Genomic DNA, 16,562 nt, shown 5'->3' with positions numbered 1-16,562 from the left:
TTGGATCACTTCTAATGTTCAAAAAAAAATCTATTACATTAAATAAATCGCCATTTAAAAAAGCGTCATTAAATAAAAAAACGTCTCACTATATGGCAGCAGTTATGGCGGGAATAGTGCTGATGAGCAGTCAAATTTCAACGGCCAGTGTTGCGGGAGATCAACTCAGTGATTGTCTCGTTAAATCGACCACAGCAACCGATAAAACTGCAGTGCTGCAATGGACATTCTCTGCACTTTCAACACATCCAGATTTGAAAGCGCTGAGTAATGTAACGGATGCACAAAGAGCGCAATTGGATCAGAATTTTGCCAAGGTTTTACAACGTGTGATTGTCGAACAGTGCGCAGCGCAGACCAAAGCTGTTATACAAGCTGATGGTTTACAAGCAGTGGGTGATAGTTTTCAAGCTCTAGGCCGTACTACAGGTGAAGAAATTATTCAAAACCCTGAAGTGAAGCAGCAGTTGAAAGGTGTGATCCGTTATGTGGACTTAAATAAATTGGTCACCACTTTTTTAACGCCTGATATTTTTAATAAGTTAGGCATTACTCGATAAGTAACATGACACGATTAATAAAAAGGCTTATTTTTGATTTATCTGTCATTTAACAGCACTTCTTGATTTTTTTCATAAGTTGTTTTAAACAACAAAATCAGAATCAGTAATCACTTTTCCAAACATTCTCTAAGAGATGATTGATTTTGAGAGAAATTTAATTTTAGAGATTAGCTTTAGAAATTAAGTTTGCTCTTCACTTTTAAAATGTATTTGGATATTAGTTTCTAATGTGATTTAAAAGTGTGATTTTAAGAATATGATTTTAGAATGTAAATTTAAGATCTGAAGTTAGCTCATCTTTGCATCATAAAAAAGACCTGAAATTGCAGGTCTTTTTTATATCAGGACGAAACGATAATTACTTTTTCCACTGAGTCGGGAATTCAAATAAATTGATGTCGAATGCCAGAGGGAAAATAAAGTAAACCGAAAGCACAATTAATACAGTCGCTAAAACTGTTACCAGCGTCCCTTGCGCCAACATGTCACGAATAGTGACTTTGCCTGTTGCGAAGATCACTGCTTGTGATGGTGTACCAATCGGGAGCATAAATGCGAAACCAGCACCTAAAGCCGCCGCGGCCATAAATGGAATAGGGTGCACGCCTAATGCATAAGCCAGTGTTGCAGCAATAGGCACAAAAATAGTCGTAATGGCTGTGTTGGGTGCAACTTGAGTCAAACTAATGGTCAATAACGTGGTCAGTAATAATGCAATAAAATACGGTACATTTTGTAGGTAAAGAAGTTTTTGACCAATCCATTGAGAAAGATCGGTATTGCCAAAACCTGCGGCCAAAGCTAAACCACCACCAACCAATAACAAAACATCCCATGGCATTTCATTTAAAGAATCAGCATTGAGTAAACGTTTTCCATCACTCGCTGGAAGTGCATATAAAGTAAGCGCCGCTGTGATAGCAATGACGGTATCTGAAATTCCAGGAATTAAATCTGTCCAAATAAAAGTACGGGTTAACCACATAAATGCAGTGGCAGCAAAAATAATCGCGACCGCTTTTTCTTCATAGCTCATCGAGCCTAAACGTTTTTTCTCTTCTAAAATAAAGGTCTTGCCTTCATTTAAATGTTTTGCTTTCATTGGGTAAGCGATTCTGGTCAACCAAAAGGTAGTAAAGACCGCTAACACCGCACACAGTGGAAATGCAAACATAAACCAACTGGCAAAACTGATTTCATAACCATACAGTTCTTTGACTAAGCCTGCCAAAATTAAATTAGGCGGTGTACCAATCAGTGTTGCACTACCGCCAATAATTCCACCAAATCCAATGGCAAAAATCAGTGATTTGGTGAATTTCACTTCATCATTGGGATCAAAGTCTGGTTGCTTTTTAAGTAATGAAATAATCTTAAATGCGATCGCTGTACCAATCGGCAGTAGCATCATCACCGTTGCTACGTTGGAAATCCACATCGATAAAAATGCGGTTGCAAACATAAAACCATAAATCAGACCGTTAATGGTTGAGCCTGAAAAACTAATAATCGCTAAAGAAATACGTTCATGCAGTTGCCATTTTTCAATCGCAATGGCGATGGCAAAGCCACCTAAAAATAAGAAAATATTGGGATCTGTATAACTAGACGTAACTTTAGAAATAGTCAGCGTACCCATGAGTGGCATAACCACAATAGGTAAAAGTGAAGTAATCCCTAAAGGTAAAACCTCTAAAACCCACCAGATAGAGAGCCATGCGGTCAGGGCTAAAACACCTTGGCCTTCACGGGAGAGACCTTCAAAGTCCATACCAAAATACAGCCATGCAAACATGAGTGGCCCAAGCAAAAGTCCAAGCCATTGGGTTTTGTTGTATGAGCCGTTAAAGCCACTTTGCTTTTGCGAGGTGGTTGTCGGTGGGCTCGGTATGTCTGCGGAGTTGTGTTGTTGTGACAGAATGTAGTTGGGATTGAGATGATTAAACATGTTTTTGGTTTTATTGTGTCTGTACCATAAACTTTGCCATAAGTTGTTTAGCATAATTTATCTCCATATAATGGGCGTATTCTGTAGGCTTAGCTGATGAAGCACAAAGATTCATTAAGTATGTTGAAATACCTCTAAAGTATATTTTTTAATAGTGTAAAAGTTATGTGAATAATAAAGTAATATTTTATATGAAGTTACAGTTTTAAGAGCCTTAATTTCTATGTTTTTTTAGTCTAATGGTCTTAGATTGTAGGGTTGCAATCCTTCACCAAAGTTGAAAATAATTGGATGAGCTTTGATATTGATGTAAACAATTTTAATTTTTTTATTTAAGTTAAGCGCGTTTTCTAAATTTTAAAACTCAGGATTCATTCAGTTTTTTCTAGAATAATGTACATGTCTTACCGTTGTATTCATAACGGTTCACTTCATATTTTTGACCATTCCAGCGATAAACAGCAAAACAAAATCCGGAACCACCATTTTCAATATCTGGCCAGCCATCTGTTCCTTTGGTTTTCATGAAAGTTGGAATGCCCATATTTTCATAAATAAGTTTCCATGTTCCTTTTTGTTGTTGTGCAACGATGTGATAGCCGACACCTGTATTGCCATAACACTTGCTGCTGTGGTCGGAAATGATTGCATCTTTTAGACCATCGCCATTTAAGTCTTTGTATGATGTGATTTCACCGTTGTCGCAGTTAGCCTTCCAACCATTCTTTGTTTTGGCGAAGCCTGCTGCTTTAAATATTTGGCTGGCTTCTTTTGTAGGAATATTGGGTTTGGTTTCTGCAAAGGTTGAGGTGCTAAGGAGGGCAAGGGTAGATAGTGTGAGGATGATTATTTTCATTTTTTATTCTTTATTTTTATAAGTCGTGAATGTTTTGATTAATAGAATACGTTTAGTGTAGTGGATTTTGTGAAGTATGCTAGATGGTGTTCGACCACTAACAATCCATTCATATGTAAAATGAGAAATACGCGTATCAAATTAATCGCATGACAAAGTCTCCCTTTTTTAAAGGTGAGAAGAGAAGCTTCGCAAGGAAAGGGATTTTCTTAATCACGTATAAAGAAGGACTTTGAAAGTTAAATGCGTCCTAAGTCTTCGAGTTTGGTAATAGGGGATATTTTTTGGGTGGTCATATTGTTTTCTAAATATACGATTAATTTACATGGATGATGATTAGTAATTAATACTTAAATTAAGATAACATTGAAACTGAACATGAAACAAATTACTTTAATATTCTATTTAGATTGGGGGAAAGCAATGGATCATAAAAAAATTGATCAATGGTATGTAAAAAATGCTCATCTTTACGATTCATTGGCACAGTCAGTTGTGCAAATTCTTAAAAGTATAATGAAAGCTGAAAAAATCTCATTTGTTGATGTGCCATATAGGGTTAAAACAAAAGATAGTTGTATTGGAAAACTAAAAAAGAAAAGTGATTACACCTCTTTTGAGGATATGACTGATTTAGCAGGCTTAAGAATAATAACACTTGTAGAGAGTGATTTAGAAAAAGTATCTAAAATTATTTCTGAAAACTTTAATGTTCATGAAGAAGATTCAGGTGACAAAGCTGATTTATTGGGAGCCGATAAATTTGGTTATCGTTCAATCCATTTTGTATGTGATATAGGCAAGCAACGAGAAAAGCTTCCTGAGTTTTCACTCTACAAAGATTTATGTTTTGAAATACAGATTAGGACAGCATTATCACATGCGTGGGCTGAGATAGAACATGATCGTGGCTATAAACTTGGTGGAGAATTGCCCGCGCATTTGAAACGTAGATTTAATTTACTCTCAGGCCTTTTAGAGTCAGCTGATTTAGAATTTAATCGTTTATCAGAAGAAATAAATTTGTATAAGATTAAATTGCAAGAATCTGATAAATATGAATTATTTGATCAAGATATAAATAAATTAAGTTTGATTAATTTTTTAAACAGAAACGTGAAGGAACACGGCTTAGATCCAAAAAAATATTCAATCATTAATTTTGATTATGAAGGAAATGTTATATATTTTTTCCATAAAGTCTTTAATTTAAAGAAAATTATAGATATTGAAAAAATGTGGAGAAAACATGAGGCTAGAATATTTGAGAATAAAGACAAAATAAAATACTTAAGCGCATTTTATTCTAGAATGTTTGCTATCGAAGATTTAGAAAAATTTTTACTGGTATTAAAGCAATTAAATATACCTATATATGATGATATTTATAGTAGTTTAACAAAACTTTATAATGAAGATTTGGTTGATCAAACGATAGAAAAATTACAACTATTTCGCAGTAATGAAACCCTCGAAGATTAAATAGAAGATCAAGAAAACCCGCTCTTAAGCGGGTTTTCTTATAGAAAAAGATCAGATTAACCAATCAAGTTCTTCATTAATTCATTTACTTGTGCAGGGTTTGCTTTACCTTTAGATGCTTTCATCACTTGACCGACAAGACCATTAAACGCCTTCTCTTTACCCGCTTTGAACTCTTCAACCATTTTTTCATTGGCTGCAAGCACATCTTTAATAATTGCTTCAATCGCACCTGTGTCAGTTTCTTGCTTCAAGCCTTTTTCGCTAATAATGGCATCAGCAGATTTGCCTTCTTCCCACATAAAGCCAAAGACTTGCTTCGCAATTTTACCACTGATGGTGTTGTCGATGATACGCGCAATCATACCGCCAAGCTGTTCAGCAGAAACAGGCGACTCAGCAAGATCTAAGCTAGCCTTGTTTAAAGCACCAGAGAATTCGCCCATCACCCAGTTAGCTGCAACTTTACCTTGCGCAGCACCGCCAGACGCAGCCACAACAGCTTCATAGAAGTCCGCCATTTCACGTGTAAGCGTCAATACATGCGCATCATACTCAGTCACCGCAAAGTCAGCGACAAAACGCTCACGACGTGCTGCAGGCAACTCAGGTAATAACGAACGTGCTGCTTCAATCTGCGCATCCGAAATCAGCACAGGCAACAAGTCAGGATCAGGGAAGTAGCGGTAATCGTTCGCTTCTTCTTTCGAACGCATTGAACGCGTTTCCATTTTCACTGGATCAAACAAACGCGTTTCTTGGTCGATTTTACCGCCATCTTCCAAAATATCCATTTGACGTTCAATTTCAACATTAATCGCTTGTTCAATGAATCGGAATGAGTTGAGGTTTTTCAGCTCGCAACGCGTACCAAACTCATTGCCCGGACGACGCAACGACACATTACAGTCACAACGGAATGAACCTTCTGCCATGTTGCCGTCAGAAATACCCAACCAACGCACCAAAGTGTGAATGGCTTTAATATAAGCCACAGCTTCTTCAACTGAGCGCATATCGGGTTCAGACACAATCTCAAGCAGCGGTGTACCAGCACGGTTTAAATCGATGCCTGACATGCCTTCAAATTGATCATGAATCGATTTACCAGCATCTTCTTCTAAATGCGCACGTGTAACGCCAATGCGCTTCACTGTGCCATCTTCAAGTTGAATGTCGATATGACCTAAGCCAACAATCGGATTGTCCATTTGGCTGATTTGATAGCCTTTAGGAGAATCAGGGTAGAAATAGTTTTTACGTGCAAAAATAGAGGCTTGATCGATATACGCATCAATACCCAAACCAAAGCGAATCGCAAGATCAACCACTTCTTTGTTCAGAACAGGCAATACACCCGGCATCGCCAAATCAACCAAACTCGCTTGAGTATTTGGATCTTGACCGAAAGTAGTAGATGATCCTGAGAAAATTTTGGTTTTGGTATTCAATTGCGTATGAATTTCAATACCAATAACCACTTCCCAGCCATCAATAAGCAATGATTTTTGTGCTGTTTTTTGAGTGTTTGACATTATGCATTCTCCTCAGCAATTGCAGCACGTTGGTTATGCCAATCGGTTGCTTGTTGATACTGATGCACCACAGACAACAGTTGTGATTCAGACCAATAGTTACCAATCAATTGTAAGCCAACAGGCAGTTGATTTTGATCAAAACCTACAGGCGCATTGATTGCAGGTAAACCTGCCAAGTTCACAGCGATGGTATAAATATCACCTAAATACATTTCAACAGGGCTGAGGTTAGCACCAATCTTATACGCTGTAGTCGGCGCAGAAGGGGCAGCAATTACATCGACTGATTCAAATGCTTTTAAGAAATCTTGCTGAATTAAACGACGAACTTTTTGTGCTTTTACATAGTAAGCATCGTAGTATCCAGCAGATAACGCGTAAGTACCAATCAAGATACGACGTTGAACTTCTGCACCAAAACCTTCTGAACGTGAACGTTTATATAAGTCCATCAAGTCGACAGGGTTCTCAGCACGGTAGCCATAACGCACGCCATCAAAACGAGACAGGTTTGACGATGCTTCAGCAGGGGCAATCAAATAATACGTTGGTACATAGGCTTCAGTCATGTTGAGATCAATCTCAACCAAAATTGCGCCCATTTCTTCTAATTTTTTCAATGATTCTTCAACACGTGCTTTAACGTCGGCATTTAAGCCTGCAACATTAAAATACTGTTTTGGAATACCAATGCGTAAACCTTTTACCGATGTGCCGTTTAAGTTTGCAACGTAATCATCCGCTTCTTTTTCAATAGAAGTCGAATCTTTTTCGTCATGACCTGCAATCACATTCATCAGGTAAGCACAGTCTTCAGCAGAACGTGCCAATGGACCACCTTGATCGAGTGATGATGCATACGCAATCATACCGAAACGAGACACACGGCCATACGTTGGTTTAAGACCAGTCAAACCACAAAATGATGCAGGTTGACGAATTGAACCGCCTGTATCTGTACCTGTGGCAATTGGTGCAAGGTCTGCTGCAACAGCCGCAGCTGAACCACCTGATGAACCACCCGGCACATGGTCTAAATTCCATGGATTTGCCGTTGCGCCGTAGTATGAGTTCTCAGAGGTAGAGCCCATGGCGAATTCGTCCATGTTCACTTTACCTAAAGTCACGATACCCGCAGCTTTGGCTTTTGCCACAACGGTTGCATCATAAGGCGAGATAAAGTTATCCAGCATTTTTGAACCCGCAGAGGACTTAATGCCTTGGGTACAGAAAATATCTTTATGTGCCAGTGGAATACCCGTCATTAGCCCAGATGTACCAGATTTAAGTAACTCATCTGCTGCATTTGCTTCTGCAAGCGCTAATTCAGCGGTCACCGTGACATAAGAATTAACCCGCGGGTCAATTTTAGCGATACGATCTAAGTAATGTTGAGTCAATTCGCGAGATGAAAATTGAGCTGACTTTAAGCCTTCTGCCATTTCACGAATTGATAAGCGATGTAAATCAGTCATAAGTACAATTCTTTACGTTCAAATTTAAATGAGATTTTCCGGCTCGAAATTATTCGATCACGCGTGGTACAAGGTACAAACCATCTTGTGTTGCAGGAGCAACGGCTTGATAGTTTTCACGATGATTGACTTCGGAAACAACGTCTGCACGTAAGGGTTGTGGATGATCAAAAGGACTCTTAAGTGGCTCAACACCATCGGTATCAATGCCTTTCAAGCTTTCCATCATTCCTAAAATTTTATTCAAACTTTGAGCATATTCAGCAGATTGTTTTTCATCCAAAGACAAGCGTGCTAAGTGAGCAATACTTGAAATTGTTTGTACATTTAAATCTGCAGAATGCTGACCATCTGTAGCTGACATGATGTCTCACCTAATCAGTATTAAAAAATATTCAAAATATCATGCGTTATAATAAGCGATTGACTTGTTCAAAGCATCACATTTAGTTAAAGTTGCCATCTTGCGACCATATAAAGTTTAACTGGGAATGACCCGTGATTCTAAAACGACTAATTGGCTTGTTTTCGCCAGATCTTGCCATTGATTTAGGCACAGCAAATACATTAATTTACGCACCAGGAAGGGGCATTATATTAAACGAACCTACCGTGGTGGCAATTCGTCATAGCGGATCACAAAAAATTGTAGCCGCTGTAGGTTTAGATGCTAAGCGAATGCTGGGTCGTACACCAGCCAACATTTCTGCAATTCGTCCGATGAAAGACGGTGTTATTGCAGATTTTGAAGTGACCGAAACCATGTTAAACCAATTTATTGGTAAAGTGCATGAAAGACGTCTTTTTCCACCCGCACCACGCGTTGTTGTTTGTGTGCCGTGTAAATCGACTTTGGTTGAGCGCCGTGCGATTCGTGAAGCTGTATTCAACGCAGGTGCGCGTGACGTTCGATTAATCGAAGAACCGATGGCAGCAGCAATTGGCGCAGGAATGCCAGTTGAGCAAGCATGTGGTTCGATGGTGGTGGATATCGGTGGTGGTACCACTGAAATTGCGATTATCTCACTTCAAGGCTGTGTTTATTCAGATTCATTGCGTATTGGTGGCGATGTGTTTGATGAACAGATCATTCATTATGTGCGTAAAGCGCATGGTTGTATGATCGGTGAAACGACTGCTGAAATTATTAAAAAAGAAGTAGGTATGGCAATCTCTGATGGCACGACCTTAGAAATTGAAGTACGTGGCCGTAATCTTGCTGAAGGTGTACCTCGCGCAATTACTGTGACTTCGGATGAGATTACTCAAGCGATTTCAGAACCTCTACGTAGCATTGTGTCAGCTGTAAAATCAGCACTTGAGCAAACTCCACCAGAATTATCTTCGGATATTGCTGAGCGCGGTATTGTGTTAACAGGTGGTGGTGCATTATTGCGTAATATTGACCAATTACTTTCGAAAGAAACCGGTTTGCCAGTCGTTGTTGCTGAAGATCCTTTGGCTTGCGTAACTCGCGGTGGTGGTAAAGTACTTGAGCTCTTTGATAATCCGAACCATGACATGTTGTTCGTTGGCTAATTGTTTTCGACCCATTAAGGAATAGGCGGTGCAACCGAATCTTTTTTCAAGACAACCGCCATCTTTTCGCTCTTTTATTATTGCGGTAATTACGTGTTTTGTCGTGCTCCTGTTTAATTGGCGCATGCCTCATTTGATTCAGCCTGCAAGAGATGTTTTGTATGCGGCATATAATCCAATTTATGCCGTTGCAAGTTATCCCGTTTTATCGAAAGAATGGCTTCGTCAACAAACCAAATCTGAAGCTCAGTTGCGCCGTGAAAATACTGCGATGCAAGCTGAATTGCTTCAGGCACAAGTACGCCTACAAAAACTATCTGAATTGTCTGCTGAAAATACGCGATTAAGAGGATTGCTCGATACCCCATTGATTATTGACGGTCGTATGGAAATCTCAGAAGTGATCGGTACGGATGCAGATCCCTTACGACATATTATTATTATCAATCGTGGGGCAGCGAACCAATTAAAGGTGGGGCAAACCGTACTGGATGATAAAGGGATCATGGGGCAAATCATCAACGTCTATCCACACAGTAGTCGAGTGATGTTATTGTCTGATAAAGAACATTCTCTGTCAGTGCGTTTAGAAAGTTCAGGTATGCGTGCGATTGTGAGTGGGGCAGGTGATTTAGGTCGTCTTAAAATGGAATATGTACCCACCAGTGCAAATGTCAAAGTTGGCGATAATGTGTATAGTTCTGGCTTAGGGCAGCATTTCCCTGCAGGTTATTTGGTTGGAAAAGTTGTCAAAGTGAAACGTGAGAATACGGGTGAATTTGCAGAGATCGATATTCAACCGGCTGCACAGTTGGCCGGTGGACATCATGTCGTGGTGCTTTTTTCAGATTCCTTAGCTATGGAGCAGCCAAATGCTCAGCGCTAAAAAATTATTGTCGAATCAAACCCATAAAGATCCATTATTGGTCATGGTCATTTCTATTGTGATCTGTTCAGTGGTGGTGGTTTATCCGTTGTCTTATGATCTTGCGGGTTGGCGACCACTCATCATGATGATGGTGACTTTATTCTGGATTCTCTGCCAACCGACATGGTGTGGCGTATGGTTTGCTTTCGCAGTCGGAATTTTTACAGATCTTTTGCTTGATATGCCCTTGGGTCTAAATGCTTTAAGTTATGTGATATCTACTTTTCTCATTCGTTTTCTCATCCGCGAAAGACGAATAATGACCTTTAGCAATACTTGGGTCATTGCAAGTTTGGCTTTACTGGCGCATTTGATCTTTATTTTGTTATTCCAAGTGATTGCTGGATTACAGTTTTCCATTACTCGTCATTGGCTGCCGTTAATCAGCAGCATTCTACTGTGGCCTGTACTTTATTATTGTTTAAGAAAATGGAGAATTTAATTCTCGCATCGAGTTCAGCTCGACGCAAAGAATTGCTTGAACAAGTTGGACTCAGTTTTGATATTTACGGTCCAGATATTGATGAATCTGTCTCTGGAAATGAGTCTGTCGAATGCTATGTTGAACGATTAGCAAAAGCCAAAGCTCAAGCAGTTTTGGCTCAATTTCCCCATACAATTGTGATTGCTGCAGACACCAGTTTAAGCTTAGATGGCCAAATTATTGGTAAACCAGAATCCAAAAAACATGCATTTGAGATTTGGACTTCGTTGTCTGGACGTCAACATGAGGTGTTGAGTGGTGTCTGTGTTGCAAGCGCAAAAAAAATAATAAGTTGTGTGGTCAGCACAAAAGTTGAATTCCAGACACTGACACAAAGTGACATGGAAAAGTATTGGCTCACAGGTGAACCGATTGGTAAAGCGGGTGCTTATGCCATTCAAGGCTATGCAGCTCAATTTATCCCGAATATTATCGGGAGTTATAGCAATGTAGTGGGATTGCCTTTGCATGAAACCCTACAGTTATACGCAAAAGTCATGAATAATGGTTAAGTCACTAAATTAACCATTGATATAATTTTTATAATGTTTTGAGTATTTTTTATGTCTGACGAGCTGTTGATCAACGTCACGCCCATGGAGTGTCGTGTTGCGTTGGTTGAAAATGGGACAGTCAATGAGTTATTCGTTGAACGTTTAGCCAAGCGTGGTTTGGTGGGTAATATTTATAAAGCCAAAGTGGTGCGTGTGCTGCCAGGTATGCAAGCCGCATTTGTCGATATTGGTCTATCGCGGACTGCTTTTTTACATATTAACGATATGATTTGGCCGCGGAATCAACCGATTCCCAATGTTTTTGAGCTTTTACAGCCAGGGCAAATTTTAACAGTTCAAGTCATGAAAGACATGCTTGGCACCAAAGGGGCTCGACTCAGTACAGATCTTTCGATCCCGTCGCGTTATTTGGTTATGATGCCTTATGGTCATCATACGGGTGTATCACAACGTATTGAGTCAGAAAAGGAACGCGAACGTCTGCGCTCAATTATTGAGCGTATTCAAGCAGAGCATAAACTCCCAGGTTCAGTGATTGTCCGTACTGCTGCCGAAGGGATAGAAGAAGAAGCCATTGCACAAGATATGGCTTATTTAGCGAAGCTTTGGGATTTTATTCAACGAAAACAAAAAAGTGTTTTAGTGCCTTCATTAGTGTTTGAAGAGTTGCCTTTACCTCAACGCGTCATACGTGATCTTGCGAATGAGGAAACAGCCAAGATTCAAGTCGACTCCCGTGAAGTCTTTGCAAAACTTCAAGAGTTTGTTGACGAATTCGTGCCGATGATGAGTACACGTTTAAAGCATTATCCTGGAGAATGTCCGATTTTTGACTTATATAATGTCGAAAATGATATTCAAAAGGCGCTACAAACGCGTGTAGCACTCAAGTCAGGTGGTTACCTGATGATTGACCAAACTGAAGCGATGACGACTATAGACGTCAATACAGGCTCGTATGTGGGCGGGCGAACGCTCGAAGACACGGTCTTTAAAACCAATATGGAAGCAACACAAGTGATCGTACGCCAGTTAAGACTACGTAACCTTGGCGGCATTATTATTATTGATTTCATTGATATGCAAGAAGCTTCTCATCGTGATGAAGTCTTACAGCAATTTGAAAAAGTATTGGAAAAAGATCACGCTAAAACCAAAATTACCCAAGTTTCTGAGTTAGGCTTAGTCGAAATGACGCGGAAACGGACGCGTGAATCACTGGAACATTTGCTGTGTGAATCGTGCCCAACCTGTCAGGGGCGTGGATATGTTAAATCTCCAGAGACAGTCTGTTACGAAATATTTCGAGAGATCTTAAGATATTCACGAGATTTCCAATCTCAGACTGGCTTTACTGTCGTTGCGCATCCTGCGGTAGTTGATCGGCTTTTAACTGTAGAAGCAGCCGCTGTCTCGGATCTAGAGCATTTTGTGAAACGTGTCATAAAGTTTCAAGTCGAAAATTTATATACGCAAGAGCAATACGATATCATTTTAAATTAAAATTGTAACAGAATATCGTTAAATACTTGTTACAACTGAAATTTTACATTCGGGGCTGTTTTCACAATACTAGACACATAAACCAGTGTAGCCAAAGACTCTATCTTTGAGTCTTAGCAAAGTGAGGACAGTTATGAATGTAAGTGAACAAATTATCAGTCGTGGTCTTAAAACTGTTTTAGAGTCGCAAAAAAAGAATGCATGTGTGATGTTGAATGATCAAGGTCAAGAAGTGCACGTAACTAAAGCAATGGTGGTATCTGTTTGCCAACAGTTGCTGAAACAGTGTCGTAATATTAAAAATTAAGAGGCTAATTTTAGCCTCTTAATTCATTGAGCTTCTTTTTTTATTAAGCTCTTTACTGAACTATTCTGCATATACAAGTATTTCGTTATATGGAATATCCAAGATTGATCATATTCAACATTGATAATCTTCAACATTAAGAATATTCAAGTTAGCTTATTTAAGATTTATCCATTCCTATACAGACAACATTTACAAACAACATTCTGCGTCAGTGTTGTCTCTTCAGTAAAGTAAAGTACCTTTAACAATATAGCCTCTTTTAACGCTGCTTAATCAGTGCTTCAAAGCATTGGATTTCGTCTTCTAAATGCGTGAGAAGATTCTGCATCTTAGGTAGGGCGTTGCGGCAACCGATAATGCCAACTTCTAATTTATCCAAATAGCTGGTCATCGTAATATTCAGTGCCTGACCATCTAATACAATTGAAGCAGGGTAAAGGGCTTCTAAACGTGCGCCGTTCCAATACAAAGGTTCTGATGGACCAGGTACATTGGAAATCACAATATTAAACGCTTGTCGTTTAGGCATGATCCCTGACAGGATGTTGACTCCCGCTGGTCCATACACAAAAGCACTATAATTCAAAATTTGATTAGACGTCATACGGCGGAAACGTTGTTTTGCATTTTTTACGCTGCGAATAATGATATTTAAACGTTCTAGAGGATCTTCTTTATGTGTGCCTAGGTTGGCCAAAATCATGGTGATCCGATTACTCATATCAGAGTTATCATCTCTTACAGAAGCAGGTACCATCGCAATTAAAGGCTTCTTCGGTAGGGCATTATATGAAATCAGATATTCTCTTAATGCACCTGAACACACCGCTAAAATCACATCATTAATGGTGGCATTTAAGGCACTCGCAATACCTCTAAAACGTGCAAACTCAAAAGACTGTGCAGCAAAACGGCGAGATGAACTCACGCGTTGATTCAATAAACTCGTGGGAGCCTGAAAACTAGAAACGTAATCTGGATTTCTGCCCATTTCTTTAAATACAGTTTGAAAAAGTTCTTGTGTAACAGAGGGCGTTGCGGCCATTTGTGTTTTGACGGTATTTAAAATATTTTTAATTTTACTGACTTTAGGTTCAGTCATACGCTTGTGTCTTTCCCCTTCGACACACCAGAGTGGCACAATGCTTTTGGCATTTGGATCTTTAGAAAGCGACTTTTCAACTAAACGCATACCCGCTACGCCGTCCACCATTGCATGATGAATTTTGAAATACATGGCAAAGCGATTACCTTCAATCCCTTCGATAATATGGCATGACCATAGTGGCTTAGCACGATCAATTAAGGTGCTGTGCTCTTGTGAAATATAAACTAAAAGCTCGCGTATACGCCCTGGATGCGGTAAAGCAATATGTCGGAAATGATGGTCGATATCAAACTCTTCATCTTCATCCCAAAATAAACCACTGAGCCGATTATTGAATGGCGGAATAGGGATACTTTTCGAATTTCGAATGTCTGCAACAAGATCTTGAATAAACGTTGCTGGTGCATCTTCAGGGATTTGAAATAGGAATAGTCCACCGACATGCATAGGTTGCTGACGTTTTTCTAATGATAGAAAAATAAAATCAATAGGATGTAAGGGGCGCATAGTTAGGATTTGCCTCATTGCAAAAGTTCAAAATCTTTTTAGAATTATAAGTCCGTTTACTGAGTATAGACCTTTTTTATTCGTAATTGCTAAGCAATTTGATGAATTGTGAGTACAAAAAAGCCACTTTAAATCAGTGGCTTCATTTTAATCATTTATTTAAGTTGCCTGCATGTAAGCCACATTCTTTATGTGTTGCTTCTTCCCACCACCAACGACCTTCACGTTCATGTTGATTCGGTAATACAGCTCGAGTACACGGTTCACAACCGATAGAAATAAAACCTTTTTCATGCAAAGGATTATACGGCACCTCCATCATACGAATATAACTCCAGACCTCAGCGCTGCTCCAATTTGCTAAAGGGTTATATTTAATAAGTTGTTTGCCTTCACCTGAAAAGCCGCTATCTGCTTGTATGACGGGTATTTCAGTACGTGTCCCTGGACTTTGATCTTTACGTTGACCCGTAATCCAACCATCCAATGTTGCTAATTTTTTTCTTAGTGGCTGTACTTTACGAATACCACAGCACTCTTTGTGATCATCTTGATAAAAACTGAAGAAGCCTTTTTCATTGACAAGTTTTTGAACAGTTTCCGCTTCAGGGAAGCAAATTTCGATTTGAATATTATAATGTTTACGCACAGCGTCAATGAATTGATAGGTCTCTGCATGCAAACGGCCTGTATCTAAGCTGAAGACGCGGAATGGCTTACCCAAATTAGATGCCATGTCGATGAGCACAACATCTTCAGCACCTGAAAAAGAAATTGCAATTTCACCTGCTTGGTTTAAAGCCAGCGCTAGAATCTCGCTCGGTGATTTATCTGCATATTCAGATGCAAGTGCATCCACTTCATTTATGGTGGGGATAATATTCATGGGTGTCCTGGCGTATAGGCTTGGAAACATTGAAGCCTATGATAAATGAAATTCAACGTATTTTAATAGAAATGCAATAATCGACTTATCAATAAAAAAGAAAAACTTATGAAAAAAATAGATTTAAAAAAGTACAGTATAAAAATCCTGACTTACGCTATGATATTGCAAAATTTAAAAATCATCAGAGGGTAGTTGAATGGAAATCGTATGTCTTGATTTGGAAGGTGTTCTTGTTCCAGAAATTTGGATTAATTTTGCAAAAAAAACAGGTATTAAAGCACTTGAAGCGACCACTCGCGATATTCCTGACTACGATGTTTTAATGACACAACGCCTGAATATATTGAAAGAACATGGCTTGGGTTTGAATGATATTCAGGAAGTGATTGCAGACATGGGGCCTTTTCCTGGTGCAAAAGAATTTGTCGAGTGGGTCAGCACCCATTTTCAATTAATTATTCTTTCAGATACTTTCTATGAGTTTGCTCATCCATTGATGAAGCAATTGGGTTGGCCGACTATTTTTTGTCATAAATTAGAATCTGACGAAAAAGGCATGATTACCGATTATAAGCTACGTCAACCAGATCAAAAGCGTAAGGCTGTTCAAGCTTTACATGGTTTGAATTTCCGTGTGATTGCAGCGGGTGATTCATATAATGATACAACTATGCTCGGTGAAGCTGATCATGGTTTCTTGTTTGATGCACCAGACAATGTAATTGCTGAATTTCCACAATTCCCTGCAATTAATGGCTATGCAGCATTAAAAGAAGCGATTCGTCAAGTTTCAAATCGTGATATTCCTGCTTAATTTTAAAAAATTTTTTTTTTGAATTGTCTGATCCTTAGGTAGATTAAAAAAGGCGCATAGAGCGCCTTTTTTAATTAATTGTACAGTTCTAGCTAAGATGAAT

The 16,562-nt window shown here is 39.1% G+C and carries 16 protein-coding genes; 9 read left to right on the top strand and 7 right to left on the bottom strand.

Features of this window, described 5'->3' with window-relative positions:
• Positions 1-104 precede the first annotated feature (104 nt).
• A complete protein-coding gene (locus V5M36_RS11500) occupies positions 105-560 on the top strand; it encodes a hypothetical protein (RefSeq protein ID WP_338564176.1) in 456 nt (151 codons plus the stop codon).
• A 361-nt stretch (positions 561-921) separates the two neighbouring features.
• On the opposite strand, the gene V5M36_RS11495 is transcribed toward V5M36_RS11500, so the two are convergent.
• Positions 922-2,565 carry an SLC13 family permease gene (locus V5M36_RS11495; protein WP_338559119.1) on the bottom strand — a complete coding sequence of 548 codons (1,644 nt, stop codon included), beginning with the start codon at positions 2,563-2,565 and terminating at the stop codon, positions 922-924.
• Positions 2,566-2,896: 331 nt separating this feature from the next.
• A complete protein-coding gene (locus tag V5M36_RS11490; RefSeq protein WP_338559117.1) occupies positions 2,897-3,367 on the bottom strand; it encodes a hypothetical protein in 471 nt (156 codons plus the stop codon).
• 378 nt (positions 3,368-3,745) lie between these two features.
• On the opposite strand from V5M36_RS11490, the gene V5M36_RS11485 reads away from it, so the two are divergent.
• Entirely contained in the window at positions 3,746-4,849 is a 1,104-nt protein-coding gene (locus V5M36_RS11485; RefSeq protein ID WP_338559115.1) for a GTP pyrophosphokinase, read from the top strand.
• Between the two features lie 56 nt (positions 4,850-4,905).
• On the opposite strand, the gene gatB is transcribed toward V5M36_RS11485, so the two are convergent.
• From gatB to gatC, 3 genes are read right to left on the bottom strand one after another with little or no spacing between them, the layout of a single operon-like run.
• Positions 4,906-6,384: an Asp-tRNA(Asn)/Glu-tRNA(Gln) amidotransferase subunit GatB gene (gatB, locus tag V5M36_RS11480; RefSeq protein ID WP_338559112.1), complete on the bottom strand. Its 1,479-nt coding sequence runs from the start codon at positions 6,382-6,384 to the stop codon at positions 4,906-4,908.
• Positions 6,384-7,862 carry an Asp-tRNA(Asn)/Glu-tRNA(Gln) amidotransferase subunit GatA gene (gatA, locus tag V5M36_RS11475; protein WP_338559109.1) on the bottom strand — a complete coding sequence of 493 codons (1,479 nt, stop codon included), beginning with the start codon at positions 7,860-7,862 and terminating at the stop codon, positions 6,384-6,386. The genes gatB and gatA overlap by 1 nt, the downstream gene beginning before the upstream one ends.
• A 49-nt stretch (positions 7,863-7,911) precedes the next feature.
• The gene (gatC, locus tag V5M36_RS11470; RefSeq protein ID WP_338559107.1) at positions 7,912-8,226 is read right to left on the bottom strand and encodes an Asp-tRNA(Asn)/Glu-tRNA(Gln) amidotransferase subunit GatC; all 315 of its coding nucleotides are present in this window, start codon (positions 8,224-8,226) and stop codon (positions 7,912-7,914) included.
• A gap of 134 nt (positions 8,227-8,360) precedes the next feature.
• Between gatC and V5M36_RS11465 the strand changes: the two genes are divergently transcribed.
• From V5M36_RS11465 to V5M36_RS11440, 6 genes are all read left to right on the top strand, one after another.
• Positions 8,361-9,401, top strand: a complete 1,041-nt coding sequence (locus V5M36_RS11465; protein WP_338559105.1) for a rod shape-determining protein — start codon at positions 8,361-8,363, stop codon at positions 9,399-9,401.
• Between the two features lie 28 nt (positions 9,402-9,429).
• Positions 9,430-10,287, top strand: a complete 858-nt coding sequence (gene mreC, locus V5M36_RS11460) for a rod shape-determining protein MreC (protein ID WP_338559103.1) — start codon at positions 9,430-9,432, stop codon at positions 10,285-10,287.
• Positions 10,274-10,771 carry a rod shape-determining protein MreD gene (gene mreD, locus V5M36_RS11455; RefSeq protein ID WP_338559101.1) on the top strand — a complete coding sequence of 166 codons (498 nt, stop codon included), beginning with the start codon at positions 10,274-10,276 and terminating at the stop codon, positions 10,769-10,771. The genes mreC and mreD overlap by 14 nt, the downstream gene beginning before the upstream one ends.
• Positions 10,759-11,325: a Maf family nucleotide pyrophosphatase gene (locus tag V5M36_RS11450; RefSeq protein WP_338559099.1), complete on the top strand. Its 567-nt coding sequence runs from the start codon at positions 10,759-10,761 to the stop codon at positions 11,323-11,325. The genes mreD and V5M36_RS11450 overlap by 13 nt, the downstream gene beginning before the upstream one ends.
• Positions 11,326-11,376: 51 nt before the next feature.
• On the top strand, positions 11,377-12,831 hold the full coding sequence (gene rng, locus V5M36_RS11445) for a ribonuclease G (protein WP_338559097.1): 1,455 nt from the start codon (positions 11,377-11,379) through the stop codon (positions 12,829-12,831).
• A gap of 133 nt (positions 12,832-12,964) precedes the next feature.
• The gene (locus tag V5M36_RS11440; protein WP_338559095.1) at positions 12,965-13,138 is read left to right on the top strand and encodes a PA1571 family protein; all 174 of its coding nucleotides are present in this window, start codon (positions 12,965-12,967) and stop codon (positions 13,136-13,138) included.
• Between the two features lie 262 nt (positions 13,139-13,400).
• Here V5M36_RS11440 and V5M36_RS11435 read toward each other — a convergent pair whose 3' ends face one another.
• On the bottom strand, positions 13,401-14,756 hold the full coding sequence (locus V5M36_RS11435; RefSeq protein ID WP_338564174.1) for a WS/DGAT/MGAT family O-acyltransferase: 1,356 nt from the start codon (positions 14,754-14,756) through the stop codon (positions 13,401-13,403).
• Positions 14,757-14,907: 151 nt separating this feature from the next.
• Complete coding sequence (locus V5M36_RS11430; protein ID WP_338559094.1) at positions 14,908-15,642, bottom strand: phosphoadenylyl-sulfate reductase; 735 nt, start codon at positions 15,640-15,642, stop codon at positions 14,908-14,910.
• A gap of 199 nt (positions 15,643-15,841) precedes the next feature.
• On the opposite strand from V5M36_RS11430, the gene thrH reads away from it, so the two are divergent.
• Complete coding sequence (gene thrH, locus V5M36_RS11425; RefSeq protein ID WP_338559092.1) at positions 15,842-16,459, top strand: bifunctional phosphoserine phosphatase/homoserine phosphotransferase ThrH; 618 nt, start codon at positions 15,842-15,844, stop codon at positions 16,457-16,459.
• The last annotated feature ends 103 nt before the right edge of the window (positions 16,460-16,562 follow it).

Source organism: Acinetobacter sp. KS-LM10, from assembly GCF_036896575.1.
Classification (GTDB): domain Bacteria; phylum Pseudomonadota; class Gammaproteobacteria; order Pseudomonadales; family Moraxellaceae; genus Acinetobacter; species Acinetobacter avistercoris.
The sequence above is the reverse complement of the archived record's forward strand: the minus strand, read 5'-3'. Positions and strand labels throughout refer to the sequence as shown.

Bases quoted from the DNA above. Each gene is read 5' to 3' on its own strand.
- V5M36_RS11500 (WP_338564176.1), top strand. From the start codon at position 105: ATGGCGGGAATAGTGCTGATGAGCAGTCAAATTTCAACGGCCAGTGTT.
- V5M36_RS11495 (WP_338559119.1), bottom strand. From the start codon at position 2,565: ATGCTAAACAACTTATGGCAAAGTTTATGGTACAGACACAATAAAACC.
- V5M36_RS11490 (WP_338559117.1), bottom strand. From the start codon at position 3,367: ATGAAAATAATCATCCTCACACTATCTACCCTTGCCCTCCTTAGCACC.
- V5M36_RS11485 (WP_338559115.1), top strand. From the start codon at position 3,746: ATGAAACAAATTACTTTAATATTCTATTTAGATTGGGGGAAAGCAATG.
- gatB (WP_338559112.1), bottom strand. From the start codon at position 6,384: ATGTCAAACACTCAAAAAACAGCACAAAAATCATTGCTTATTGATGGC.
- gatA (WP_338559109.1), bottom strand. From the start codon at position 7,862: ATGACTGATTTACATCGCTTATCAATTCGTGAAATGGCAGAAGGCTTA.
- gatC (WP_338559107.1), bottom strand. From the start codon at position 8,226: ATGTCAGCTACAGATGGTCAGCATTCTGCAGATTTAAATGTACAAACA.
- mreD (WP_338559101.1), top strand. From the start codon at position 10,274: ATGCTCAGCGCTAAAAAATTATTGTCGAATCAAACCCATAAAGATCCA.
- V5M36_RS11450 (WP_338559099.1), top strand. From the start codon at position 10,759: ATGGAGAATTTAATTCTCGCATCGAGTTCAGCTCGACGCAAAGAATTG.
- rng (WP_338559097.1), top strand. From the start codon at position 11,377: ATGTCTGACGAGCTGTTGATCAACGTCACGCCCATGGAGTGTCGTGTT.
- V5M36_RS11440 (WP_338559095.1), top strand. From the start codon at position 12,965: ATGAATGTAAGTGAACAAATTATCAGTCGTGGTCTTAAAACTGTTTTA.
- V5M36_RS11435 (WP_338564174.1), bottom strand. From the start codon at position 14,756: ATGCGCCCCTTACATCCTATTGATTTTATTTTTCTATCATTAGAAAAA.
- V5M36_RS11430 (WP_338559094.1), bottom strand. From the start codon at position 15,642: ATGAATATTATCCCCACCATAAATGAAGTGGATGCACTTGCATCTGAA.
- thrH (WP_338559092.1), top strand. From the start codon at position 15,842: ATGGAAATCGTATGTCTTGATTTGGAAGGTGTTCTTGTTCCAGAAATT.